This is a genomic window from Pullulanibacillus camelliae (genome assembly GCF_014642655.1).
GTDB lineage: Bacteria > Bacillota > Bacilli > Bacillales > Sporolactobacillaceae > Pullulanibacillus > Pullulanibacillus camelliae.
In genome coordinates this window covers 26164-48495 of record NZ_BMIR01000013.1, presented here as the reverse complement: position 1 = coordinate 48495, position 22332 = coordinate 26164, and the positions used below count along the sequence as shown (strand labels likewise).

Annotated in this window: 28 protein-coding genes, 1 pseudogene and 1 riboswitch; of the genes and pseudogenes, 21 read left to right on the top strand and 8 right to left on the bottom strand. The window is 40.7% G+C overall.

Annotation, left to right across the window (positions count from 1 at the left end; translation table 11 throughout):
- Positions 1 to 120 precede the first annotated feature (120 nt).
- The gene (locus IEW82_RS13255; RefSeq protein WP_188695090.1) at positions 121 to 2262 is read left to right on the top strand and encodes a peptidoglycan D,D-transpeptidase FtsI family protein; all 2142 of its coding nucleotides are present in this window, start codon (positions 121 to 123) and stop codon (positions 2260 to 2262) included.
- 233 nt (positions 2263 to 2495) lie between these two features.
- Here IEW82_RS13255 and IEW82_RS13250 read toward each other — a convergent pair whose 3' ends face one another.
- Positions 2496 to 3053 (bottom strand): endolytic transglycosylase MltG, encoded by a 558-nt coding sequence (locus IEW82_RS13250; protein WP_188695087.1) that lies wholly within the window; start codon positions 3051 to 3053, stop codon positions 2496 to 2498.
- A gap of 14 nt (positions 3054 to 3067) precedes the next feature.
- Positions 3068 to 3259 carry a hypothetical protein gene (locus tag IEW82_RS13245; RefSeq protein WP_188695086.1) on the bottom strand — a complete coding sequence of 64 codons (192 nt, stop codon included), beginning with the start codon at positions 3257 to 3259 and terminating at the stop codon, positions 3068 to 3070.
- A 258-nt stretch (positions 3260 to 3517) separates the two neighbouring features.
- Between IEW82_RS13245 and rpmG the strand changes: the two genes are divergently transcribed.
- The 4 genes from rpmG (at position 3518) to yqgO (ending at position 6035) form a co-directional block, all read left to right on the top strand.
- Complete coding sequence (gene rpmG / locus IEW82_RS13240; protein WP_188695082.1) at positions 3518 to 3667, top strand: 50S ribosomal protein L33; 150 nt, start codon at positions 3518 to 3520, stop codon at positions 3665 to 3667.
- A 771-nt stretch (positions 3668 to 4438) separates the two neighbouring features.
- The gene (locus IEW82_RS13235; protein WP_188695079.1) at positions 4439 to 5002 is read left to right on the top strand and encodes a 5-formyltetrahydrofolate cyclo-ligase; all 564 of its coding nucleotides are present in this window, start codon (positions 4439 to 4441) and stop codon (positions 5000 to 5002) included.
- Positions 4990 to 5787 carry a DUF92 domain-containing protein gene (locus tag IEW82_RS13230; protein WP_188695076.1) on the top strand — a complete coding sequence of 266 codons (798 nt, stop codon included), beginning with the start codon at positions 4990 to 4992 and terminating at the stop codon, positions 5785 to 5787. Before IEW82_RS13235 ends, IEW82_RS13230 begins: the two co-directional genes overlap by 13 nt.
- Before the next feature lie 44 nt (positions 5788 to 5831).
- Positions 5832 to 6035 (top strand): protein YqgO, encoded by a 204-nt coding sequence (gene yqgO, locus IEW82_RS13225; RefSeq protein ID WP_188695073.1) that lies wholly within the window; start codon positions 5832 to 5834, stop codon positions 6033 to 6035.
- Here the strand turns inward: yqgO and IEW82_RS13220 are convergent.
- Entirely contained in the window at positions 6032 to 6913 is an 882-nt protein-coding gene (locus tag IEW82_RS13220) for a hypothetical protein (protein WP_188695070.1), read from the bottom strand. The two genes, yqgO and IEW82_RS13220, sit on opposite strands and share 4 nt — an antisense overlap.
- A 217-nt stretch (positions 6914 to 7130) precedes the next feature.
- Between IEW82_RS13220 and IEW82_RS13215 the strand changes: the two genes are divergently transcribed.
- The 3 genes from IEW82_RS13215 to IEW82_RS13205 all read left to right on the top strand — a co-directional run bounded on the left by IEW82_RS13215 (position 7131) and on the right by IEW82_RS13205 (position 10349).
- The gene (locus tag IEW82_RS13215) at positions 7131 to 8105 is read left to right on the top strand and encodes an ROK family glucokinase (protein WP_188695067.1); all 975 of its coding nucleotides are present in this window, start codon (positions 7131 to 7133) and stop codon (positions 8103 to 8105) included.
- 88 nt (positions 8106 to 8193) lie between these two features.
- Positions 8194 to 9384: a M14 family metallopeptidase gene (locus tag IEW82_RS13210; RefSeq protein ID WP_188695063.1), complete on the top strand. Its 1191-nt coding sequence runs from the start codon at positions 8194 to 8196 to the stop codon at positions 9382 to 9384.
- Between the two features lie 632 nt (positions 9385 to 10016).
- The gene (locus tag IEW82_RS13205; protein ID WP_188695060.1) at positions 10017 to 10349 is read left to right on the top strand and encodes a hypothetical protein; all 333 of its coding nucleotides are present in this window, start codon (positions 10017 to 10019) and stop codon (positions 10347 to 10349) included.
- A gap of 137 nt (positions 10350 to 10486) precedes the next feature.
- On the opposite strand, the gene IEW82_RS13200 is transcribed toward IEW82_RS13205, so the two are convergent.
- On the bottom strand, positions 10487 to 10672 hold the full coding sequence (locus IEW82_RS13200) for a DUF2759 domain-containing protein (RefSeq protein ID WP_188695057.1): 186 nt from the start codon (positions 10670 to 10672) through the stop codon (positions 10487 to 10489).
- Between the two features lie 177 nt (positions 10673 to 10849).
- On the opposite strand from IEW82_RS13200, the gene IEW82_RS13195 reads away from it, so the two are divergent.
- Entirely contained in the window at positions 10850 to 11482 is a 633-nt protein-coding gene (locus tag IEW82_RS13195) for an MBL fold metallo-hydrolase (protein WP_188695054.1), read from the top strand.
- An 85-nt stretch (positions 11483 to 11567) separates the two neighbouring features.
- Positions 11568 to 12284 (top strand): class I SAM-dependent methyltransferase, encoded by a 717-nt coding sequence (locus IEW82_RS13190; protein ID WP_188695052.1) that lies wholly within the window; start codon positions 11568 to 11570, stop codon positions 12282 to 12284.
- Between the two features lie 88 nt (positions 12285 to 12372).
- Here the strand turns inward: IEW82_RS13190 and IEW82_RS13185 are convergent, their stop codons facing one another.
- Positions 12373 to 12612, bottom strand: a complete 240-nt coding sequence (locus IEW82_RS13185; protein ID WP_188695049.1) for a DUF2626 family protein — start codon at positions 12610 to 12612, stop codon at positions 12373 to 12375.
- Positions 12613 to 12901: 289 nt separating this feature from the next.
- On the opposite strand from IEW82_RS13185, the gene IEW82_RS13180 reads away from it, so the two are divergent.
- Complete coding sequence (locus IEW82_RS13180; RefSeq protein WP_188695047.1) at positions 12902 to 13285, top strand: Spx/MgsR family RNA polymerase-binding regulatory protein; 384 nt, start codon at positions 12902 to 12904, stop codon at positions 13283 to 13285.
- Between the two features lie 664 nt (positions 13286 to 13949).
- Here IEW82_RS13180 and IEW82_RS13175 read toward each other — a convergent pair.
- Positions 13950 to 14093: pseudogene (locus IEW82_RS13175) on the bottom strand (IS1380 family transposase); the annotation flags it as partial.
- On the opposite strand from IEW82_RS13175, the gene IEW82_RS13170 reads away from it, so the two are divergent.
- The 10 genes from IEW82_RS13170 (at position 14026) to IEW82_RS13125 (ending at position 19259) form a co-directional block, all read left to right on the top strand.
- Entirely contained in the window at positions 14026 to 14193 is a 168-nt protein-coding gene (locus IEW82_RS13170) for a hypothetical protein (protein ID WP_188695252.1), read from the top strand. The pseudogene IEW82_RS13175 and the gene IEW82_RS13170 sit on opposite strands and share 68 nt — an antisense overlap.
- A 328-nt stretch (positions 14194 to 14521) precedes the next feature.
- Positions 14522 to 15601 (top strand): competence type IV pilus ATPase ComGA, encoded by a 1080-nt coding sequence (gene comGA / locus IEW82_RS13165; RefSeq protein ID WP_188695043.1) that lies wholly within the window; start codon positions 14522 to 14524, stop codon positions 15599 to 15601.
- Positions 15588 to 16619: a competence type IV pilus assembly protein ComGB gene (comGB, locus tag IEW82_RS13160; RefSeq protein WP_188695040.1), complete on the top strand. Its 1032-nt coding sequence runs from the start codon at positions 15588 to 15590 to the stop codon at positions 16617 to 16619. Before comGA ends, comGB begins: the two co-directional genes overlap by 14 nt.
- A 21-nt stretch (positions 16620 to 16640) precedes the next feature.
- Positions 16641 to 16958, top strand: a complete 318-nt coding sequence (gene comGC, locus IEW82_RS13155; protein ID WP_229672602.1) for a competence type IV pilus major pilin ComGC — start codon at positions 16641 to 16643, stop codon at positions 16956 to 16958.
- Entirely contained in the window at positions 16921 to 17400 is a 480-nt protein-coding gene (gene comGD / locus IEW82_RS13150) for a competence type IV pilus minor pilin ComGD (protein WP_188695038.1), read from the top strand. The genes comGC and comGD overlap by 38 nt, the downstream gene beginning before the upstream one ends.
- The gene (comGE, locus tag IEW82_RS13145; protein WP_188695035.1) at positions 17384 to 17713 is read left to right on the top strand and encodes a competence type IV pilus minor pilin ComGE; all 330 of its coding nucleotides are present in this window, start codon (positions 17384 to 17386) and stop codon (positions 17711 to 17713) included. Before comGD ends, comGE begins: the two co-directional genes overlap by 17 nt.
- Complete coding sequence (locus IEW82_RS13140; RefSeq protein ID WP_188695032.1) at positions 17698 to 18135, top strand: competence type IV pilus minor pilin ComGF; 438 nt, start codon at positions 17698 to 17700, stop codon at positions 18133 to 18135. Before comGE ends, IEW82_RS13140 begins: the two co-directional genes overlap by 16 nt.
- A complete protein-coding gene (comGG, locus tag IEW82_RS13135) occupies positions 18108 to 18500 on the top strand; it encodes a competence type IV pilus minor pilin ComGG (RefSeq protein WP_188695030.1) in 393 nt (130 codons plus the stop codon). The genes IEW82_RS13140 and comGG overlap by 28 nt, the downstream gene beginning before the upstream one ends.
- A complete protein-coding gene (locus IEW82_RS13130) occupies positions 18500 to 19015 on the top strand; it encodes a shikimate kinase (protein WP_188695027.1) in 516 nt (171 codons plus the stop codon). The genes comGG and IEW82_RS13130 overlap by 1 nt, the downstream gene beginning before the upstream one ends.
- Positions 19016 to 19052: 37 nt before the next feature.
- Complete coding sequence (locus IEW82_RS13125) at positions 19053 to 19259, top strand: YqzE family protein (protein WP_188695024.1); 207 nt, start codon at positions 19053 to 19055, stop codon at positions 19257 to 19259.
- 78 nt (positions 19260 to 19337) lie between these two features.
- On the opposite strand, the gene IEW82_RS13120 is transcribed toward IEW82_RS13125, so the two are convergent.
- Positions 19338 to 20135, bottom strand: coding sequence for a YqhG family protein (locus tag IEW82_RS13120; RefSeq protein ID WP_188695021.1), 798 nt, complete (start codon positions 20133 to 20135; stop codon positions 19338 to 19340).
- Positions 20113 to 21798 (bottom strand): DEAD/DEAH box helicase, encoded by a 1686-nt coding sequence (locus IEW82_RS13115; RefSeq protein ID WP_188695018.1) that lies wholly within the window; start codon positions 21796 to 21798, stop codon positions 20113 to 20115. The genes IEW82_RS13120 and IEW82_RS13115 overlap by 23 nt, the downstream gene beginning before the upstream one ends.
- Positions 21799 to 22011: 213 nt before the next feature.
- Positions 22012 to 22105: riboswitch (glycine riboswitch) on the top strand.
- Positions 22106 to 22332 lie beyond the last annotated feature (227 nt).

The following is a 22332-nucleotide window of genomic DNA, read 5'->3' as shown; positions in this document are numbered from 1 at the left end:
GAGACACCACCTTGTCATGGGTGTCTCTTTTCGCTTAATTAATGGTTGCTGTTTTGGATGGTGAGCATTTAAGTAAGACGGATGTACATATCGGAGTAATTTTCTTTTGGAGTGAGCCTTATGGATGATAAACAGATAAGAAAGAAAAAAAAGAAAAAGAATCACATTCCTTTTCGTCTTAATATACTGTTCCTTTTAATCTTTTTTGCATTTTCCGTTTTGATCATGCGCTTAGGCTATGTGCAAATCGTTAAGGGGAAGGAATATACCTCTGATTTAAATAGTATGCGCAAAGTAGAAACAACCGTTAATTCCCCAAGAGGTTTGATTCTCGATTCTGAGGGCAAGGTTTTGGCTGGAAATAAAAGCAGCTATGCGGTTGTCTTTACGCGTAAGCCGAATCAGGATAATACAAAGCTCATTGATTTGGCTGAAAAGCTGAGCCAATATATTGATGTCAGTACGAAAAAGGATGTCGAGAATGGCATCATAACCACGCAAGACGTGACTGAACGCGATATGAAGGATTATTATATTACGAAGCATCAAGAGACGATTTACAAGGACAAGCTGACAAAAAAAGAAATAGAAAAAGCTGATAATGCTGATAAAGCAGCAAAAGATAAAGGAAAGACAGCGAATACAGCCTATGATATGGTGCTTGATCGAATTACTGACAAGGATTTAAGCACGATTAATGAGAAAGAAATGAAGGTCATTGCGATTTGGCGTGAGCTAGTACAAGCAAAAAATCTGACCCCAACCATTATTGCCTCTCATTTATCCGACAAAGAGCTGGCAAGGCTTGGGGAGAACCTCAGTAAATTCAACGGTATGATAGATACATCGATCGCATCAACAAGAGATTATCCTGAAGGCCATTATTTCTTTTTGGGTAACGTCAAGACGATTCCAGCGCACCAAGAGGATAATTATTCGGCCATTGGATACAATCTCAACGATCTTGTCGGAACGAGTAACCTGGAAGAGGAATATGAGTCTGTCCTTCGGGGAATTCCAACCACTTATAAGTTTACGAAAAATAGTAAAGGACAAGTGGTCGGCAACCCGACAGAAAAAGAGGGGCAGCGCGGCAATGATATTGAATTGACCGTCAATGGTGATCTAGAGAAAAAAGCCGGGGATATTATAGAAAAAAGCATTCGATTTGCTAAGAAACCTTCCTTTGGAAATAAAGAATTGACCAGTGCCTATGCTGTTGTCATGAACCCTAATACAGGCGCTGTTTTAGCCATGGTGGGGCGGACTTTAGATCCTAACACAGGTAAGTTTACAGATACTTCATCTGCGACCATTCTTAACGGCTTTGAAATAGGGTCAGCAGCAAAGCCAGCTACATTGCTCACGGGTTATCGTAATAATGCTGTTCCAAGTTCGTTTGTCGATAAGCCGATTACTTATAAAGCTGGACCGCCTTTTAAGTCGTATGAAAGACTGGGAACGATGACGCCTGAAACGGCCTTGCAAAAGTCTTCGAACGTTTACATGGCCCATGTGGCAGGGTTGATTGCTGGGGTTCACTATCAGGATCTCGGCAGTTCATATCTAGCGACAGGGAGTGTAGGGCCGCGATTTGTCAATGCCTTTAAGATTATGCGGGATGGTTATGCTATTTGTGGGCTCGGTGTCCATACAGGGATTGATCTTCCGTTTGAATCTACAGGATACCAAGGGAAAATCCCAACAGATTTCGGTATTATTCACCAGTTTGCAATTGGACAGTATGATCAATATACGCCTTTACAGATGGCTCAATACGTGTCCACGATTGCAAATGGAGGCTACCGTATTGCACCACATCTTTTAGATTCTGTCCATGCCCCTGGGAAGGATCCCACCCAACTTGGGCCAACGGTTAAAACATATAAGCCGAAGATTTTAAATACGATTCCCAATACGAAGAGCCAATTGGATGTCGTGCATAAGGGGATGGAAATGGTAACACATACCGGTGGTACGGCAAGCTTTTTAGGAAGTACGAATTCAGGATACGTCGGTCCATATCCTAATGTGAACTACAATAAATATAAGATCGCCGGTAAAACCGGAACGGCGCAAATTGATCAAAATGATTTACAATTATACAATGAAACCTTCATTGGTTATGCGCCGTATGATAACCCACAAATCGCTGTTTCTGTCGTTGTACCGAAGATGCGCAAATCAAGCATTAACTCAACCATCGCCGGCGACATAATCAAATATTATTTTGATCATGTCGTTAAGGAAACACCAAAATAATTTTATGCTTTTATGAAAATAGGCTAAGTCAACCAGCATGACGGGTTGGGCTTAGCCTATTGGTGTATTTTGTTAAATGAGGCTTGACGGTCCTCTTAATGTGCAATTTTTAATGATCAGATCAGACTTACCAAGCGAAGCGGGATAAGTCAATGTATTGATACATTAATACAGATAAAAACAGGTCTACATTCTATGTTCTTAGAATGTAGACCTGTTTCAATATTAATGGATTATCGATGGTATGTGCTTAAGACTTTAGCGATTTGTGGAATGGTCATATCACTTTTAATCTTGTAGGAACCGAGTTGAATGTACTTTTCAAGGTCGTGGCCAACGATATAATCCACAAGCTTTTGGCTATCCTTAATGATTTTTTCAGATTGCAGTTGATCAGCAATGTCAGTAGATGTCATGCCGGATTTTACCTTGATAGTGACGGTTTTTGACTCAGATTCCTCTTTCTTATCACTAGCTGCTTTAGATTGATCATCCTTTTTATCTGAATCGGATGCTGCACTATCAGAGCTGCTTTTCTTATCGTCGCTTGTCTTTTTCCCATCTTGAAGCTGACGATCCTCAGCTTGCCATTTGTCATAAGTGGCTTGGTCAATGGCTGTTTGACCTTTTTTATTCAAGTAGTTTTCAACCGCACTGTCAGTAAGCGACTTATTGGTTGCCTTCTCTGAAGAGCCTTTTGCATCATTAAATATAAAATAATAGAAAAAGGCAATAACAGCACATGTGATAATTATACCGGCAGCAAAAGCGCGCATGCCATTTCTAGTCATGTGTGATCCTCCTTCTATTTATCATCAATCATCATTTCTTCTTCTAACACACGAATTTTCTTTTTCACTTTGTATAATTCTTGCATCATTGTAATTGACGTGCCTTCAATTTGTTCCTCAAGCTGTTTAACACTGTCTTGCTTGAAAAAGGAAAGGGCTAGAACAATTAAACCAATGATGACCAAAACGAGTAGTATGTATCCCATAATGATCCTCCTAGTTATTTACTCTCTCCATTACTTATAACATAACTTAGTATAGGATAAAAAGAGTTTTGTAGAAAAAGAAAGGAAATTGTAATCTTTTTTCGACAAAACACTGTAATCATTTCCTTGTGTGGTAAAATCTCTTTATTAAAGAAAATTTAAGGATCATCCGAATATAAATTTTTTATTTGCCTGTTGAACCAACATTTGTTATCATAATATGGTATGTAGAATGTTAGAGAAGTGGAGGGATAATCCATGCGTGTACAAGTTATTCTCGAATGTACCGAAACTGGTGACCGTAATTATATTACAACCAAAAATAAACGTACAAATCCAGAACGTATTGAAGTAAAAAAATACTCCCCGCGTTTGCGGAGACATACGTTGCATAGGGAAACGAAGTAAACAGTGGGCACGCCTACTGTTTATTTTTTTAAAAGAAAAGAAAGCATAAAATTTCTGGTCATGAGGACGATGCGGATTTCCGCTCCAGGCCGCTCGCTTTCCGCGGGGGAGTGGTAAGTCTCCTCGCGCCTTCACACTGCTAAGGTCCTAAGGTCTTACCGATCTCCCACTTCCCGCAGGAGTCTAGTATCCGCAGCATGAGTCAGCGGCGCCCGAGGAACACACGTTTTTAGAGTGTTCCGAATCTCGCGCCCTGCGCTCCCATCCGCTTGACCAGGCAATGAAGCCTCTTTCATATTGGACGATGCCCTATACTAAGGACAAGGACCGGGCATGCTTTTTGCCCGGTTTTTCTTATACTCTATCACTCATAAAGGAGGAGAGTATAAGTTCGGGCTTTGACTTTCATCATTAAAGCATGGTAATGCCTTAGTGTGTGGTTTGAAAAAAATCACATCAGGAATGCCGAAACGTAAAAGTCAAGTTTTCTAATAATATCAGAATTTATAACGTTGCGGGAGACCTTATAAGTGCAACTTTTAGAAGGTATAGGATAGGGCCTCTAAACGGTAACCCCTTGAGGCGTTTTGCAAATGATATGTAAAAATTCAAGAGGACTTTAACTTCGGTTAGGAGTAAAAGCTAAGCTATTCTTTGAGGAATCTTGGAGCTTATCCAAAAGAAATAGCGGGAGCATGGAATATCTGAGTGCGTTCGGACCAGGCTTTGATGGCAATTTTTTTGGTTGGGGGATTAAGAGGAGAGATGCGGGTGTTATCAAAAAAAGAATTAAGGAAAAACATGAAACGTTGCTTGCAAGAGATAACAAATTTAGATATAGAGGCAAGTAAAATACATCAACAGATATATCAGCAAAGTTGGTGGCAACAGGCTGAAACTGTGGCTGTAACAGTGTCAACGGTTAATGAACTTGATACTACAGCACTTATTGAAGCGGCATGGCAGTCCCATAAGCGTGTGGTCATTCCAAAATGTTTCCCTGAGGAAAGACGTTTGGATTTTCGAGAAATCACTCGCTGGGATCAGGTAGAAAAATCTTTTTATAATTTGCATGAGCCCAAGCTTGCTCTCACTATGTCTGTGCCAAAAAAAGAGATGGATCTCATCATTGTTCCGGGTCTTGCTTTTGATCCCCGTGGCTATCGTATTGGCTTTGGTGGGGGCTATTATGATCGATTTCTTGCGTCATGTTCGGCAGTGAAGGTGGCACAAGCTGTAGACTGTCAAGTTTGTAATCAAGTGCCAGCAGAGTCGCACGATATTGCAGTTGACATGATTGTCACCCCTTCTGAGGTGATGAAATGCTCAGTTTAAGTCTTGCTATGGTTGGATTAATCCTCATAGGTTTTCTTTCGTTATATAAACGCTGGCTAACCCTTGCAGGAGCACTTGGCATGATCATCATGGGTATTGCAATAGTGTATGCTTTCCATATTGCTGGTCTAATTGCTATTTTTCTCTTTTTTATATCATCTAACCTGCTGACTTCAGTTATTCGGCGTAACCAACGAACGACAAAGCCATCTCCCGAACAGAGAAATCTTGTTCAAGTCCTTGCTAATGGTGGCTGGCCACTCCTTGCAGCCCTTGGTCAGATCCTATTACCCTCACCATTTTGGTTAGGGTTTTATATCGTGTCAATCACTGAGGCAACAGCTGATACATGGGCGTCAGAGGTTGGCTCGACGCTAGGAAAAGCGCCTTTTCATCTCAGATTATGGCGGCGGGTGCCTAAAGGCCTTTCAGGAGCGATGACAGGAATAGGATCATTGGCAGGAATGCTCGGCAGCCTGATCATTGCATTAGACAGCCTGACACTTATTCCCCATGATTCGTTTAAAAATACCCTCATCACGATTTGTACAATTGCACTATTAGGCTGGATCGGGCAATTTGTTGATACGCTTTTAGGTGCGTATGGTCAAGCGCGGTATCACTGTACGGTTTGTGACTGTTTTACAGATAAATCCCATCATTGTGACAAACCAGCACATCATGTTGGTGGTCTGCGATGGATGACGAATAATGCTGTAAATGGATTATCGAGTTTATTTGCAGGTGCGCTTGGTGGCAGCATATTTTTATTTTGGATAAACTAACTGACTCTTCCACATACTATTTTTAAAAGATGTGGAGGGATTTGATGAGAGGCATGGTCATCCGACTTTTTGTACTAATGATCCTTTGCTTATTTTTATATAAGAATCGTTTTAAGCTTTTAAAACTTATGATGGGTATCATGATCATTCGTCAACTTATGGCTCCGTTTGACAATGCTCTTGTTAAAAGGCGCGGTGCATTTCTCTTTAACACGCTTCTAAAAAAGGTTGTCCAAACAGAAGCCTAGAAGGTTTGCTTGAGAAGAGCAAGGTCTCCTTCGGCTGTCTTAATCACAACAAGAATTTCATCAGCGTTTCTGTGATATAAAATCAAAGGCATCTGGCTCCCTAAGGCGCTTTCTCTCTCATGGCTGGCAGGTTCGACACCAAGAATATAATGATTATAAAGACCTTCCCATAGTTGACTGACGACTCTATGGGTCGTTTTTTTGTTTAACCCCGGTAGTGTATTGTAATCGAAAATATGTAAATAAGTCAGTGGAAAAACGTCGTATTCCTGCACAGGGATTTGATATTTTCGTTCCGCTTGCTTCAGTAAAGCCCGATTTTTTTCCTGCTGTGCTCGTGTGAATTGATCATTCCATTCGATCTCTGATTGAGTGACAGGAATTTGAAAGCTGTCCCAACTTTGCATGCTTTTTCCCATGATTGATAAATGATCATAGGACATTCGCGTTTTGGATTTTATAATATCACTTGGATAGTGGGCTTCGGCATAATGGGCCGTTATGCCTTCATAATATCCCGCTTGTTTCAATGTGAGTTCTTTGTTTTGTTCTAACGCATCAATCTGTTGCTGCCATTTATTCATGATGCTGACTAATTGTCCATTTCTATATAATAACGAGACATCTTGCCTTAAATAAGACGGTGCAGTTGTTTTTGAGGCTGTTGTCCAAAGAAGTTTTGCTGTGTGCGCTTGTTTTCTTACGGCAAGTGTTGTTTGTTTTTTACTAAAATGCAGATTCGTATCCTCGGGAAAATAGATCATGCTTTCTTCTGAATCTAACCGATGGTTTAAAAAATATAAAAATATGGCGGTTAATAACGATAAAAGGATCACCCAAATCAATAATGACTTCTTTGTATTGTTTTGTGCGGACATTTTCATCGCCTCATTAATAAAGCTAGGATTTGTCCCATTTTATGCATAAGGGTGAGTTTTTTATGCGCAATTACTTTGGAAAAACTTCAAAATAAAAGTCATAAGATATTAGACAGATGCGTTGACTTTTGAGACAATAAGAAAAAACAACCGCTTTCGCAATCGATTACATCGTAGGATGTCAGCGGGTGAAATAACCGAAGGATGGGGAAAGTATATGGAAAAGAAAAAGTGGACTGTTGGTGTAGATTTAGGGGGAACATCGATAAAAATGGCTTTTATTGATGAGACGGGAGCCATTATTGATAAATGGGAAATTGGTACAGATCTGACGGATAATGGAGCAAATATTACGCGTGATATTGCAAATAGCCTTGATGAACAATTGCAGAAACATGCGCATGCGAAGGAAGAGATTATTGGCATCGGCATGGGTGCTCCAGGATTTATTAATTTTGAAGATGGCTCAGTCTTTGAAGCAGTTAATATTGGATGGAAGAATTTCCCTTTGAAAGCAGCGCTTGAAAAAGCAACGGCTTTGCCTGTGGCAGTAGATAATGATGCCAATTTAGCGGCATTGGGGGAAATGTGGAAGGGGGCAGGGGAAGGAGCCATCGATCTTATCTGTATTACGCTAGGCACAGGTGTAGGTGCAGGGGTTATTATTAACGGACAAATTGCTCATGGGATAGGTGGAATGGCTGGAGAAATTGGTCATATCACCGCAGTTTCAGAAGGGGGCTATCTTTGCAATTGTGGACGAACAGGTTGTTTGGAAACCGTGACCTCTGCCACAGCAATCAAAAGAATGGCTTTGAAAGACTATCAAAATCATCCAGAAAGCAAATTGTATGCAATCTATCAGGACAAACAGGATGTGACAACTAAGGATGTTTTTGATGCGGCAAAAGAGGAAGATCCTTTTGCGCTATCGATTGTGGATGAAGTTGCTCGATATCTTGGGGAGGCACTATCCAATGTAGCTATCCTGCTAAACCCACAAAAAATTGTGATTGGTGGTGGTGTTTCTTTAGCTGGAGAGACACTGTTAAAACCGGTTGATCACTATATCAAAGCCTTTACCTTACCTGGTGTCTATGAGGGATTGGAGCTCTGTAAAGCAACCCTAGGAAACGATGCAGGTGTCATAGGCGGAGCTTGGTTGATTAATAAACAACTCAAGCGAATTTAAATCCGCCTGTTCAATAACACCACCTTCACATATTTTGTACCCCCTGTTTCATAGAATGGAGTAAGGAGAGGAACAGGAGGGGAACCCAATGAAAGTAACTGTTCGAGAGAGCGATACATTCTTTTATTACAGCCAATTATTCGACATTCCTTTGGCGTTAATTTTAGCGAGTAATCGTGAATTAGATGCTGAGCAACTCCAGCCGGAGCAACAGGTCTCGATTCCAGGATATGTTAAGCATGCAGTTAAAATAGGGCCTGGGGATTCTTTATGGCGCATTGCCACCCAACGCCAGCTCCCTTTAGATGCATTGTTATTGATGAATCCAAAGCTTGATCCCTATCACTTGAATGCTGGAGATTCGGTCTCTATTCCGATTCGCATGACAAAATCAATTATTAAAGGAAATCAAGCTTATGATTACCAGACGATGATCAAGGATATCAATCGTTTGTCTGCTGTTTATCCCTTTATCCGCCAGCAGACCGTGGGACAGTCTGTGCTTGGGAAGAAGATTCCAGAAATACAGATTGGGCAGGGACAGAAGCAATTGCATATCAATGGTGCGTTTCATGCACGGGAGTGGATTACAACGCCAGTCATTATGACGTTTTTAAATGACTACCTTCTTTCCCTGACAAATCGCCGGACGCTTCGTGGATTGAGTATGGCCCCATTTTATGAAACAACCACATTGTCCATTGTCCCGATGGTCAATGTTGATGGGGTAGATCTTGTCATTCACGGGGCAGACGCTGCAGAGGAGCGAAAAGCAGATGTTTTAAAAATGAACGGTGGGCAATCAGATTTTTCTCAGTGGAAGGCCAATATTCACGGGGTCGATTTAAATGATCAATTTCCGGCAGGGTGGGATATTGAACAACAACGTAGAGAGCAATCACCTGGTCCTGCTGATTATCCAGGTGCACATCCATTGAGTGAGCCAGAAGCCAAAGCAATAGCAGAATTAACGAAGCAGCGAGACTTCGAGCGTGTGATAGCTTTTCATACTCAGGGTGAGGAATTTTATTGGGGGTTTGAAAAAAAGGAACCACCAGAAGCTGAAAACATTGCGACAGAATTTGCTCGTGTGAGCGGATATAAGCCTATTCAGTATGTGGACAGCTACGCAGGATATAAAGATTGGTTTATTAACGAGTGGCGAAAACCTGGCTTTACTGTTGAACTAGGACGGGAGAAGAATCCTGTGCCGCTCAGTCAATTTGCTGAGATTTATCAAAAAGCTTTAGGGATTTTTTTAGCGAACTTTTACATGTAGCGAAAAGGAGGCAAAGGGCCTTCTTTTTTCTATTATCAGAAAGCATGATCTTCGCAAACACTTTTTAAGGAAGAGGATAGAAATTCAGGCTTTCCCTTTTGCCCCCTGAAACTGTTTGGATAAGCCAAGCTTTTGCAATCTTGAGGAGGGGACTTCTGCTGTTGATTTTTCCACAGCGCTCAAGGGACCGCTTGGGCTTACATCAAACAGCGCTTTGTTGGTGTCCGACCCATAGGCCTTTGGTTTTTGTCACTTGAGTTTTTGCTTTCATAGCAAATTATAGGTTAAATGATGGGACAGATGTGAGGGAAGGCATTGTGAAAGCATCGATTTTAAGATAGAGCAGCTCTACGCGATGACTGGATACTTAGAGGCTGTTGTGGTAAAGGACTAGCTACAAATGTGACAAAGAGGTAACAAATTTTGAAAACGCTTACTTTTATAAGAAAAAACTGATATAATAAGATTATTATCACAGATTATTAAGGTTAGAGCCGTTAATGAATGGGGTAAAAAATTTATATAAGCCATGTATGTCTCACGCCTTATGAAATAATCAGTGATAGCTTAGATAAGAGAGGGTGTATGAATTGGACTATTGCTTTATGCGAACAGATACAGGATATGACGTCATGATTATCGCAGTAAAGAACAAAGAGGGTATCTATCGAGTGTATAAAGTCGATCCAGATCAATCAGAGGGCATCCATCTCTTTAATGAAAGTGACCCGAATCAATTACGATCCCGTATTCGTAAGTGGTGTCGTGAGCATCTTCCTGAAGAAATGGAAATGGTCCATTTTAATGCAAAAAATGGCCGGGATGATTGTATCAAGATCAAGCACTATTTAACTGACCAAAATATACCGTTCGAGCTAAAACAACATACATTTTTTATAAGTAAACAGCGCTATTCTAGTGTAAAAGACAAAATTAAAAATATTGCAGAGATCGAAGATGATTAGTGAAAAAGAAGGTTAGCTTAGCTGCCTTCTTTTTTTTGAAAAAAATCTTGAGAAGAGTCGTGGAATGTGTAAATGGTATAAAATGCTATGCATGAGTAGCGCTGGTGATCATAATAAAAGGAGGTTGACCTGGCACATCAACCCCCGACATCAACCCCGCCGCCGTTCAGGACATCAATAATTGTCATGATGGAAAACCACCCTAAGACGACACAAGTAATCAGGGCGTATCCTGCACCAAAAAAATTACGTCTTTTGGCTTCTCTAAAAATAGCCAATAAACACAAGATGGCAATAATGAGAAAAATAACGCCAATCACCATGAGCACGTTCCTCCTCAAAACAATGTTCATATCCTTATGTATCCACTTACATTGTACCTTTACCCACTCGATTTGTCGAGACTTTTTCAAATAATGGCGCAAAAGAAGGGGCTTTGTTCCCCTTCTATTCTAGGATATACTTAAGAAAAACTATTCATACTTTGGAAGGTGAAAGCGATGCAGTGGAAGCGGATGCCATTAGGGCCTTTACAAACCAATGCCTATATTTTAACCAACGAATCAAAGGAAGCTCTCATCATTGATCCTGGGGAAGAGCCACAGGCAATATTCCAATACATAGAGGAATGTGGAGCCCAGCCACTAGCTATTTTATTGACCCATGCGCATTTTGATCATATTGGCGCCTTAGAAACGGTTAGAACAAAGTACACCATTCCTGTGTACCTACATGAAAATGAAGCGGATTGGCTCAGTAATCCCGATAAAAATGGGTCAGCGCATTTTCCTATGGTTTCAGCATGTCACTGTCAGCCTGCGGAAAGAATTATAATTGGAGAACAGCAGGCATTGGTTATAGGGGGGTTTGAGTTTACCATTTTCGAAACACCTGGCCATTCTCCTGGGAGTGTCTCTTTCTATTTTCCGGATGATCATGTCATTTTCTCGGGAGATGTTTTATTTAAGGGAAGTGTTGGAAGGACTGATCTTTATGGTGGCGATCAGCTGACGCTGTTTGAAAGCATAGAAAATAAGCTGCTTCCGCTGCCAGAGAAGACCCGTGTCGCCCCAGGGCATGGCTTTGAAACAACCATTGGTGAGGAACAAGCGATGAATCCCTTTCTTACATAAGTTCTTATTTCTGAGTGCGAACCTTCGAACCCCTTTTCTAATCCTGACATAAGATAGGGTGATTATGTAAAAAGGGGAGACAGAGGTGAACGATCAAAAATATCTGGATTTTTTAGCAAAACTGGGGATTTCAAGTGCCCATCCCGGTGGATTTCCTTTAACCAAAGCCTTGCTTGATTCGATAAAGCCAAATGCCGCAGAGCATGTATTAGATGTTGGGTGTGGAACGGGGGAAACCTCCGTATATTTAGCGAAACATTTCAAGTGCAATGTCGTGGCTGTTGATAAGCATCCTGCTATGATTGAGCATGCAAAAAAACGCGCCGCCTGGGAACAAGCGCCTATTACGTTATTACAAGCTGATGTAGAACATCTCCCCCTATCCAGTGAGATGTTTGATAAAGTCATTGCAGAATCGGTAACGGTATTCACAAATATTGAACAGACACTCCAAGAGTATTATAGAGTTTTAAAACCGAAGGGCTGTTTATTAGATATTGAAATGACATCTGATTATAAATTAAGGCCAGAAGAGATTGCGGAGATTAAAAGGGTTTATGGGGTTCACAATGTGTTGACCACCGAGGAGTGGGTGGAGCAGCTCCAACAGACAGGCTTCAAAGAGGTTAAGGTATATAATGGTTTGGATTTCCTGCAAAGCATGACGGAGCTCCCTAGTGTACCAGCAATTGAACTGTCACAAGGCTTCGATGCTGAAGCTTTTGAAATATGGTTGGAACACATTAAAACTATGGAAAAGTATCAAGCTTTGAATTATCGCATTTATATGGCAAGATCTTAAGCGCAAACGTCAGGAGAAAAATCTCCTGACGTTTGTTGGTCATTATGCGTTTCTCTGAGGATAGATAGCCTAAACTAGTAGCCGGCTATTAGCTGCTTCCTGGATCCATCATAAAGGCGGACCAGTATGTAAATAAAATAAAGAAGAGTGTTAAATAAGCTCCGAAAATATAAATGTACATACGTTCGGATAAGTTCAAAAAGCTCACTGCGACAAAGAAAACCGTATTAGCAAAAAAGATGAGGGCCATGGGTACAAGGCCACCTGCCAGAGCCATTACAGCGAAGGCCGCAGTCCAAAACGCCATCACTCTGTACATTTTAGGCATTAAGATCCCTCCTGACGCATTTCGTACATATAGTCATTATATGCAATCAATCAAGAAATGTAAATATTCTAAAAGCACAAAATGTAAACCCTTTATTTATTATAGCTAAAAAATAACACTTTTATCCCAACTTATTAAAGCATTCTTGCGGAACACTCATACCTGTTTTAATAATCCTTCTCAAAACATACTTAAAAAAATTCCCAATAATTATTCCTTAGCGTGTTTATAAATAATAAGAATAGGGAAACAATTGAGGTAAGGATCACGTAAGGGAGGAGGGTGAGACATGACGCAAATGATTTTCTACACCTACCCGAGCTGTACCTCGTGCCGGAAGACGAAAGCATGGCTCAAACAGCATCACATTCATTATGAAGAACGTCATATTTTTAAGGAAACGCCTAATATTGATGAGCTGATGCAGATTATACAGCTAACTACAGATGGGATCAAAGAGATTTTGGCTACCCGAAGCGAAACCTTTAAAAATTTAGATGTGAATATTGATGAGCTAAAAGTCAGTGAGGTTTTAAAATTGCTTCATGATGAACCAAAATTATTGAGACGCCCCATCTTAACGGATGGTGAAAAGCTCATTGTTGGTTTTAATCGGACACGCTTACAACAGCTAAGGGATGAGCACTCCATATCAGCCAAACATGTGTCTTGAACCAACAGTAACCAAGTAAAGCGTCAGTGAGATGAACCCTATAGTGTGGACACTAAAAAGTCTGCCTAGAGGGTTCATTTATTATATGAATCAATTTCTTAAGTGTTATTGATTGGAAGACATAGATGCAGCAGCTTGAAGGGTTTACCACTCTTCACGGAAAACGAGTGTCTGAAATGGAATCAGATCCCAATCTTCCTTGCGCACGATAAAAATTTAAGCGATGTGGCAGCCCTGTATGTTTTCTTAAATCCGATGCAAATTTCACCAGTACGGTATTTTTATCATATGATGAGAGACTTTTACCTGATTTATTCATACCTGCAAAGAAAACGAGGTTTAAGTACAAAACCATACTTTTCATTCCTTTATTAGGAAAAGGACGGCGTTATACACTGCGATGAAGAAATAAAAATAATTAGGCACTGTGCGATCACCTGTTTTTGGGCATACTCCACCCTTGGTGCCTAAAAAAGTTTTAAAAGCTCTTTCCTGAAAGGGAGTTTTCTATTTGCCCTCTGAAGTCAGGCATGGCATCAGCAGGTGATTTCCGCTTCTGGCACTCGCTTTCCGCGGGCGGTCCGTGAGCCTCCTCGTCGCAAGCTCCTGCGGGGTCTCACTTGGACGCACTTTTCCCGCAGGAGTCTCGCGCCATACGCTCCAATCACTCGAGTTTTAATGCTTGAATGCGTTGAAGTATGTCCCAAAAAAACGTTTGATACACGAAACTGGAAGAACATTTGAAGTACAAAGATCGCCCTGACTTTACTCATTTGCTGGCCACTTTAATGATCCTTGTCCGTATTGGACTTTTTCTAAAAGCTCTTGATTGGCTTGGTTTAATCCTTCAATCGATTGGTCATCAGATCGACGAAAGAAGCGAGATAAACGTCAAATTCTCGAAATAAGAACTCGCCGGTATCAGAGGAGAGTGAACCTCCATCATTTGACGATTGAAATCAAGCGTTATTTGCGGTAAAGGAGCCATTATAAGAATCCCATCTGATGGTTATTTGTTCGACGCTTTAACCTTATCAGAAATGGCTTCTTTTTTCATTTATTTGATGTGTTATGATTTTAGCGAAATCACTTGATGTATGAGAGTTTCTATCTCATTACGGATTTTCTATGAATAATCTAGGTTTTAAATAAAAAATTTATAATGTTGCAGGAATTTGAAAAAATATGTCGAAATCCTTATAGGCAAACCAAATTTATTAGAAAGTAGGTGGTTGATTGAATGTTGTCCAAAAAAAGAGTGAGGAGATTTTGCAAACAGCCTTCGAATTAAACGCTTCTGATATCCACTTTGTTCCAAGGAAAGAAGATATGTTGATTGAGCTCCGTATAAACCAACACCTTTACGATCTTACAACGCTTCCCACATCATTTTCTGAACGAATAATTTCTCATTTCAAATTTAGAGCAGGCATGGATATTGGTGATAAACGCAAGCCACAAGACGGTGCGCTCGACGTGAGGATTAAAGCCCAACGCGTTCATCTTCGCTTTTCTACCCTTCCCACTAAATATAGTGAAAGCTTTGTCATTCGCTTACTGCCCCAAGCGATGGATACCCAAATGAGTGATCTTTCTATTTTTTCAGATGCAACGGCCCGGTTGCTCACCTTTTTAAATTTAGAAAGTGGATTGCTATTATTTTCTGGTCCGACTGGCTCGGGTAAAACCACGACGATGTACACATTGTTAAACGCAGCTAAGAAACGTTTCAATTCTCGCATCGTAACATTGGAAGACCCCATTGAGAAAAGCACTGAAGATTTTTTACAAATGGAAGTGAATGAAAAGGCAGAGCTGACGTATGATGCTGGATTTAAAGCAATTTTGAGACATGACCCAGACATTATTATGGTTGGCGAAATACGCGATCAAGAAACAGCGCGCATTGCTGTGAGGGCCAGCTTAACAGGGCATCTTGTCTTTTCTACGATTCATGCTTCTAATTCTGCTCAAACCATTCAACGCTTGCTTGAACTAGGCATGTCCCGATTTGATTTAAAAGAAACGCTTGTCGGTGTGGTCGCTCAAAGATTAATTAATATTCATCATCCCATTGAAGAGGGTGATGCCCATCATCAGAAATATGTATCCAAAATACCACTCAAATCAATAAAACGGACGGCAATTTTTGAAATTCTTACGGGGTTACCGCTTCATGATATGCTTCAGGCTGAAAGCAAACAGCCGCGGGCATACAAAAGACTAGAGGACTATTACCGACAAGCTCTTACTCTTGGGTATGTTGCAGAGAATGAATCGGATCAATTAGGGGTTTCATCACATGTTTATTCATAAGTGGAAGCTCAAAGATCAAGCCTCATTTTTGACTGAAGTTGGAAAGTGCTTAGAAAGAGGCTATTCACTGGCTGCGGCTATCAACCTCCAATCTTATCAACAAAAAGCATTTATCCAAGATTGTATAGATAAACTGTTGAATGAGCTCTCTCAGGGAAAAGCCATTTCAGAAGTGTTTGCACAAAATAATTTTTCCAAGGATGTTTGTAGCTTTTTGTATTTTGCAGAAAAGAAAGGAGATTTACCAAGCGGTTTTATGGAAGCTGGGCATTTGCTTCACTTTCGAGAAAAACAAAAGCAAACGCTTGACCGCGTGCTGCGTTATCCATTCGTTCTCCTCTGGGTGTTCGGTGTCATGGTTTATGTGATGGTTAATCACCTGTTGCCAAGCTTCGAACAAATCTATACTTCCCTATCAATAAAAACCCCTTTTTTGATTAAAGTCCTTTTAGCATTGAGTGGTCATTTTTTCCCTCTCTCACTCTTCTTAATCTTGGTTTGCCTCTTGATATGTTTCCTCATTTTCGCCTTGCAAAAGAGACTTTCCTTACGTCAGAAGCTCTCTCTTCTTCTTCGGCTTCCCATTACATCCAAACCTACTAAGGTATATCTTACTTATCTTTTTTCTTTCCATTTCGGTGGTTTACTTCAGCTGGGTATGTCTGTTAATCAAGCTCTTGATTTAATGGCAGAGCAGGTTTATCAGCCATTTATACAATCTGAGGCGCGACAAGTGAGCTTTGAATTACACCAAGGGATAGCTCTTACAGATAGTATTGCTAATCGCTCTTATTATCTACAAGAGTTAGCCGTTGTCATTCATAATGGCCAATCTTACGGGCGTTTAGGTGCGATGTTATTTGATTACAGTGGGCTTGTTTTAAGGCGTATGGATCTTGGCATTAAGAAATGTTTTGCCATGATCCAGCCTGTATTTTTTGTTTTATTTGCAGGGTTGATTATTCTGCTCTTTCTATCAATTATGCTCCCAATTTTTCACATGATCGATGGGATCTAAATAACGGAAAGGAGAGTTCTATTGAACATTTTACGAAAGAATGAAGGCTTCACATTAATCGAAATGATGATAGTTTTGTCGATTATTTCCATATTGTTATTGATTGTTATTCCGAACATGACGAAAAGCCATGAAGTGGCAAGTCATAAAAGCTGTCAAACCACCGTTAATTTGTTGCAAAGCCAAGTGGCTGCTTATCAAGCGGATACGGGCCATTTACCAGAGACGTTGGAGGATCTAAAAGAAGAGGGGTATGTAGAAAGTGTGACCTGTCCTGGTGCAACATTAGCATTGAACAGCGATGGTGAAGTGGTCCAAGCTGGATCAGCGAGCCATTGAAGAGATGCATAAGCAGGCGGGCTATACTTTAATAGAGGTGATGATTGTCATGTCCATCATGTTAAGTGTGTTCCCACTTATCTTCATGAAAATAAGCGATATTCGTGAACATGAGGTCATTCAGCAATTTGAGGGGAATATCGAGGAACTCATGTACCTTGCTCAAATGACGGCTTTAGCTCGGGAGCATTATATTACAATTCATTTTAATACGCATGCTCACTTTGTCACTGTTGATTCTAGTGTAAACGGGAATAAAATAGAAAGGATAGCCATTCCACAAGGCATCACGGTTGCTTCGGGGACACATACTCTCAAGGTGAGTTTTAATCGACAAGGGAATATCGATCAGGCGGGAACGCTCTTTATTTCTTCCAAGCACTATCGTTATCAGTTCACTTTTTTACTTGGACAAGGGAGATTTTATGTTGAAGCCAAATGAGCAAGGATTCACGCTATTAGAAACCATGGCAGCACTTTCCATTTTAATGGTTTGCACAAGCTTTATTGTCCCCATTTACATCCACACACTAGAAGAGCGAAAAGAAATAAAAAGGGAAGAGACGGCGTTAACTTTAATGAATCAAGCGTTAAATGAGTGGCACATTAATCACCAAAAACGGCCCTCAGTGATGAAGCAATCCGCACAGCGGTTCACGTTGACATGGAGTGAGCTAGAACGTGGACATGTAAGAGTGTGCTTGCGGTGGCAGGCTAAAATAAAACGGAGGCAACCACTATGCGGCGAACGCTAAACATATGGCAACAGCAACAAGGTTATACTCTGTTGTCAACCATGATTGCCCTAAGCCTGTTATATATGATCTCGGCTCTTATTATGTTACTAGCTACTATCACCTTTCATGAAGCGCCCGCTGAACGATGGGGCCGTAAGGATATTTGGCTATTCATGCATCAATTTCAAAAAGAGCTGGAAAGTGGTCAGGAGATACAATGCGAGCCCAATGACATAAGCTTTCAAAAAGATGAAGATCTGATTGATTATCGCCAGAGTGGCATGCGAGTGTTAAGGACACTAAATCATAGTGGCTATGAAATTGCTCTTAATGACATCACGGAATGGACCTGTGCGTCTTACCATTCACTCATAAACGTTAAAGTGAGAGATAAGAAAGGAACGGTTTATCGTTGGTCTGTAGAAAACATGGTAAAATAGTGCAAGAGGGTGGCTTTATTTTACCCATTGTCATGATTGTCCTCTTTCTTTTTACATCCTTTGTTCTTTTTCAAATTGAACAAATGCAGCTAGATACAGCCTTTTTAAACGAGCGTCACCGCTTTATACAAGACAACCAAATCAAGAAAATGGCGGCTGCAGATATCATAAGAAAAATTCAGTCATCTGAGGATTTAACGGAGGGGAACCTTCACTACACTCAAGGATCGGTAAAGTATAGTATTGAGAATAATCAAGATGTTGCTCAGGTGACTGCAAGCTTAACAGTCGATAAGGACCATCAAGGGCAACTCATATTTTATTATGACAAAACAAAGCAAAAAATAATAAGGTGGGTACAATAATGAATACGATTTTTTTAATCGGGTTTATGGGAGCTGGAAAAACAACTATTGGGAAAAACCTAAGCCAACGTCTTTCGATGAACGTTGTTGATACCGACGACATGATAGAGAAGGTGTGTCAAAAAACAATTAATGACATTTTTAAAGAAGAAGGCGAGGAGGCTTTTCGCCATCATGAAAGCACCATTTTGAAAGAGCTGTCCTGGCCGGAGACAATCGTGACTACAGGAGGCGGTATTATTAAAAACCCTGAAAATCGACAATTTATGCATCAGCAGGGTATTGTGATCTACCTTCATACAGATCCTCGTGTGGTATTAGAGCGAACGGCGGATGATGATTCTCGCCCATTATTAGCGCAAAATCGCAAGCAGAGAATCACGCGCCTTCTCAATGAACGGCTCCCGCAATACTTAGAGGCAGACTACACTGTCAATACATCAATGAAATCAGTGGATACCATCACTGAAGAAATTGCTGGTTTTTTGGCTAGAGACAGACGGTTTAGGGCATAATAGGAGTAAAACATATTTCAATTTGGATGTGAGAAAGATGAACTCCAACGATTATGTCAAATATTTAACTGAACAATTCGTGCAGTATATGAATCAGCCACGAACGGAGCGACAGTCTCTTCGCCAGGAAAAAAAAGGAGCAAGACCACCTGTGCGTTATCATCTCTTTGGTATGATTCCCTATGCTTTTTCACATTATATAAAGAAATTCAAAAGAGCAAAACCAAAGCATCGCCGTATGTAAGCAATGACCGCTAGTTTCTCTAGCGGTCATTGCTCATTTATAAAAGCCGTTTACCAACTGGCAATTCCTCTTAAAAGACTAATGGAGAACAATAGCGTCTGGACCTAAGTAAAAGAGTCCGCCGTTAATGATGCTGACCTTGACATAGGGTTCGTACTGCTCTTTAAGTGCTTGTTTTTCTTGTTCAAAGACTGCGGTTATATCCTCTTCGCCCTCATAATCCTCATAAAATTGTGTGAGTAATTGCAGATCGGCTTCCCAGCGCTCCATGGCGTCTGTTGCCCAATCATGCTTATCATCTAGAATAAGACCTTCAACAACCCTTTCAAGACGATAGAGCCCGTTGATGGGCTTGATCATGGGGGAAAGGGTGTAACAAAAGTCAGGAATTTTAGGTGTTAAGGACAAGGCAGCTACACTTTCTTGAAAAGCTTTAACAATGGCCCCATTCACCAGATTGATCCCTAGTGAAAGAATGTAGTCACGTTTCCAATCGGAACAATAGCTGACCTTTACATTTAATCCTAGCCAAGGATATAGAGGGGTCTGGCCGCTTTTAGGCGTGAGCGCCTCATATAAACGAATCGAGGGTGATAGTGTCTTGGCTGATTGAAAAATTTGATGTAAACGTGGTGAGCCAAAATGGATGAATTCACCTTCCTCTTCTTCGGAATTGGTCTTTAGGGCTAATACCTGTGTGTCCCCTTGTTGGCCTAATTTTTCGATGTAATGCCAGTAAAAGGGACGATTCATGAGTAGTTTATCAAGCTCTACTGTCAGCTTGATTTTTAAAAATCCTGGGCGATTTTCGAGTATATCGCAGCCACCTGCTTTGAAATAGTGATATAAGTAATCATGTATCGCTGCCTGTTCCACGCCATGCGTCCTCTCCTTCCTGTTCCAAGCGTTCTGCGTTTAAAACGCTGGTGAGATTATCCATTTTAATGCGGAGCTCTCCTTCAGAATCGGAGCTCTCAAAGATCTCAGCAATCTCCTGATCAATATTTTTTAATTCAAGTCGAGTGAGAATTTCATCAAGTTCACCAATAACATGTTCAAAGAGATGAATCTTTTCATAAAGTAAATGCAGAATATGCTCTTCAATCGTATTTTTGGTGGCAAAGTTATAAATATGGACATCATGTTCTTGGCCAAGGCGATGAATTCGACCGATACGCTGCTCGATTCGCATAGGATTCCAAGGAAGATCATAGTTGATGACATGATGACAAAATTGGAGATTGATGCCTTCGCCCCCGGCTTCTGTCGCAATCAAGACTTGAGCATTGTTTTGAAACAGAGTGCGCATCCAGTCCTTTTTGCTGCGCTTAAACCCACCACGAAAAGGAACAGATGATATCCCATGTTGTTGTAAAAACCATTGTAAATAGAGCTGTGTTGCCCGATATTCAGTAAAGATGATCACTTTATCATCAATCGCTTGAATCAGCTCAAGCGCCTTTTGTGCCTTTGAATTGACCTCTACTGCCTGGATATTATCAACGATCGGCTGTAAGGTTTCCTGGATAAATTGGCTATTGGCTGATGCCAACAGTTTTTTTATAGTCATATACAAGGCTTCACGGCTTGAACAAGCCTCTCTCTGTAAAGTGATGAGCGAAAAGCCTTGAACAATATCGGTATCCTTTAATGTTAGGAGAGAATCATATAGTCTTCTCTCTTCAGGTGTTAAGGGGATGTCAATCGATTCAACGTGACGCTTTGGCCAATCCATCTCTGTATCACTGCGACGGTTTCGAACCATGACGCGGTTGATTAATTCTCTTAATTTTTCTTCGTTTTTTACCTTGTTCTTACCAGAACGATAATCTTGAAAGAAAGAGTCAGCATCACCCAAATACCCCGGTTTTAATAGAGTCACTAAATAATAAAGTTCACTTAAGCGATTTTGTACCGGTGTCGCTGTTAACAGCAGACAAAACTTTTTCTTAATTTTTTTAGCAAATTGATAATTTTTTGTTCGATGATTTTTTAGTTTATGGGCTTCATCGATGATGACAAGATCATAGTTTTGCTGCAAGATAATATCAGCATGAGGCTGGCGTTTGGCCGTATCGATGGACGAAATAACGACATCACATTGCTCCCAAACGTAGGCTTTTCGCTGTGGAACTGCCGGAATATAAAACTTTTCATTCAATTCCTTTGCCCATTGCAGGACAAGTGAGGCAGGGACGAGAATCAATATTTTTTTTGCTAATCCGCGAATCATGTATTCTTTCATAATAAGACCAGCTTCAATGGTTTTTCCGAGGCCAACTTCATCTGCAAGAATGGCTTTGCCGTGCATGTGTTCAATGACCTTTTCTGCGGTATCTGTTTGATGAGGGAGCAATTTTAATTCAGGAAGATGCTGCGGTGCGACAAGCCCTTGAAATTCGGGAATGGCCAATTGCTGTTCAGATGTATAAGCCAGCTGAAAAAGCTGCCAATCTGCCCACGGGCCATCCTGTTCGATTCTTTTTATAAAAGAATCATACCAAGAGCGATCAAATCTTATTTCAGGGTGCTGAAACATGATGTTCCCTCCAATACAAATCTTTATAATGTTTAAATCTCGCTTTTTACACAATTTATAGATTGCTGCTAAGTCAAGGCTTGATTTCTTTAAGGCAATCTCGTCCTAGAGTAAAAAATACTCTTGCAGAAAAGCTTGTTGTAATGATAGGATATTGTTAGTTAGTATAAACGAATTTAAGATACCTTATTACGATAAATTGAATAGCTGCGGATGATAGCATGGGGAGAGAGCGTGTATGTTGACGACGCCGAAGGAGCAAGCCGTAAATAGCGAATCTCTCAGGCAAAAAGACTCTTGCTAGACGCACCTCTGGAGAGTGCTTAGAAAGAGCCACCGACGAGGCCCGACGAAGAAGGTTGGAGTAAACTTTCCGGTTTAAGGACAGAGGAACAAACGAATGGTTTGTTTCCTACTGTCTTTTTTTGTACTATCAGAATGTATAATTTCGCTGACGCTCTCAAAGGAAGAGAGTGTAAGTGTCACTTTGGCTTACGCCATCTAAGGCTTGCGGGCACCCTAAGTGTGTGATTG

Coding starts and splice junctions, on each gene's coding strand:
- IEW82_RS13130 (WP_188695027.1), top strand. CDS start 18,500: ATGAATACGATTTTTTTAATCGGGTTTATGGGAGCTGGAAAAACAACT.
- comGD (WP_188695038.1), top strand. CDS start 16,921: ATGGTGAAGTGGTCCAAGCTGGATCAGCGAGCCATTGAAGAGATGCAT.
- comGE (WP_188695035.1), top strand. CDS start 17,384: ATGTTGAAGCCAAATGAGCAAGGATTCACGCTATTAGAAACCATGGCA.
- rpmG (WP_188695082.1), top strand. CDS start 3,518: ATGCGTGTACAAGTTATTCTCGAATGTACCGAAACTGGTGACCGTAAT.
- IEW82_RS13205 (WP_188695060.1), top strand. CDS start 10,017: ATGATTATCGCAGTAAAGAACAAAGAGGGTATCTATCGAGTGTATAAA.
- yqgO (WP_188695073.1), top strand. CDS start 5,832: ATGAGAGGCATGGTCATCCGACTTTTTGTACTAATGATCCTTTGCTTA.
- comGB (WP_188695040.1), top strand. CDS start 15,588: ATGTTTATTCATAAGTGGAAGCTCAAAGATCAAGCCTCATTTTTGACT.
- IEW82_RS13210 (WP_188695063.1), top strand. CDS start 8,194: ATGAAAGTAACTGTTCGAGAGAGCGATACATTCTTTTATTACAGCCAA.
- IEW82_RS13115 (WP_188695018.1), bottom strand. CDS start 21,798: ATGTTTCAGCACCCTGAAATAAGATTTGATCGCTCTTGGTATGATTCT.
- IEW82_RS13220 (WP_188695070.1), bottom strand. CDS start 6,913: ATGTCCGCACAAAACAATACAAAGAAGTCATTATTGATTTGGGTGATC.
- IEW82_RS13230 (WP_188695076.1), top strand. CDS start 4,990: ATGCTCAGTTTAAGTCTTGCTATGGTTGGATTAATCCTCATAGGTTTT.
- IEW82_RS13255 (WP_188695090.1), top strand. CDS start 121: ATGGATGATAAACAGATAAGAAAGAAAAAAAAGAAAAAGAATCACATT.
- IEW82_RS13250 (WP_188695087.1), bottom strand. CDS start 3,053: ATGACTAGAAATGGCATGCGCGCTTTTGCTGCCGGTATAATTATCACA.
- IEW82_RS13215 (WP_188695067.1), top strand. CDS start 7,131: ATGGAAAAGAAAAAGTGGACTGTTGGTGTAGATTTAGGGGGAACATCG.
- IEW82_RS13140 (WP_188695032.1), top strand. CDS start 17,698: ATGCGGCGAACGCTAAACATATGGCAACAGCAACAAGGTTATACTCTG.
- IEW82_RS13180 (WP_188695047.1), top strand. CDS start 12,902: ATGACGCAAATGATTTTCTACACCTACCCGAGCTGTACCTCGTGCCGG.
- IEW82_RS13200 (WP_188695057.1), bottom strand. CDS start 10,672: ATGGTGATTGGCGTTATTTTTCTCATTATTGCCATCTTGTGTTTATTG.
- IEW82_RS13185 (WP_188695049.1), bottom strand. CDS start 12,612: ATGCCTAAAATGTACAGAGTGATGGCGTTTTGGACTGCGGCCTTCGCT.
- IEW82_RS13245 (WP_188695086.1), bottom strand. CDS start 3,259: ATGGGATACATACTACTCGTTTTGGTCATCATTGGTTTAATTGTTCTA.
- IEW82_RS13125 (WP_188695024.1), top strand. CDS start 19,053: ATGAACTCCAACGATTATGTCAAATATTTAACTGAACAATTCGTGCAG.
- IEW82_RS13195 (WP_188695054.1), top strand. CDS start 10,850: ATGCAGTGGAAGCGGATGCCATTAGGGCCTTTACAAACCAATGCCTAT.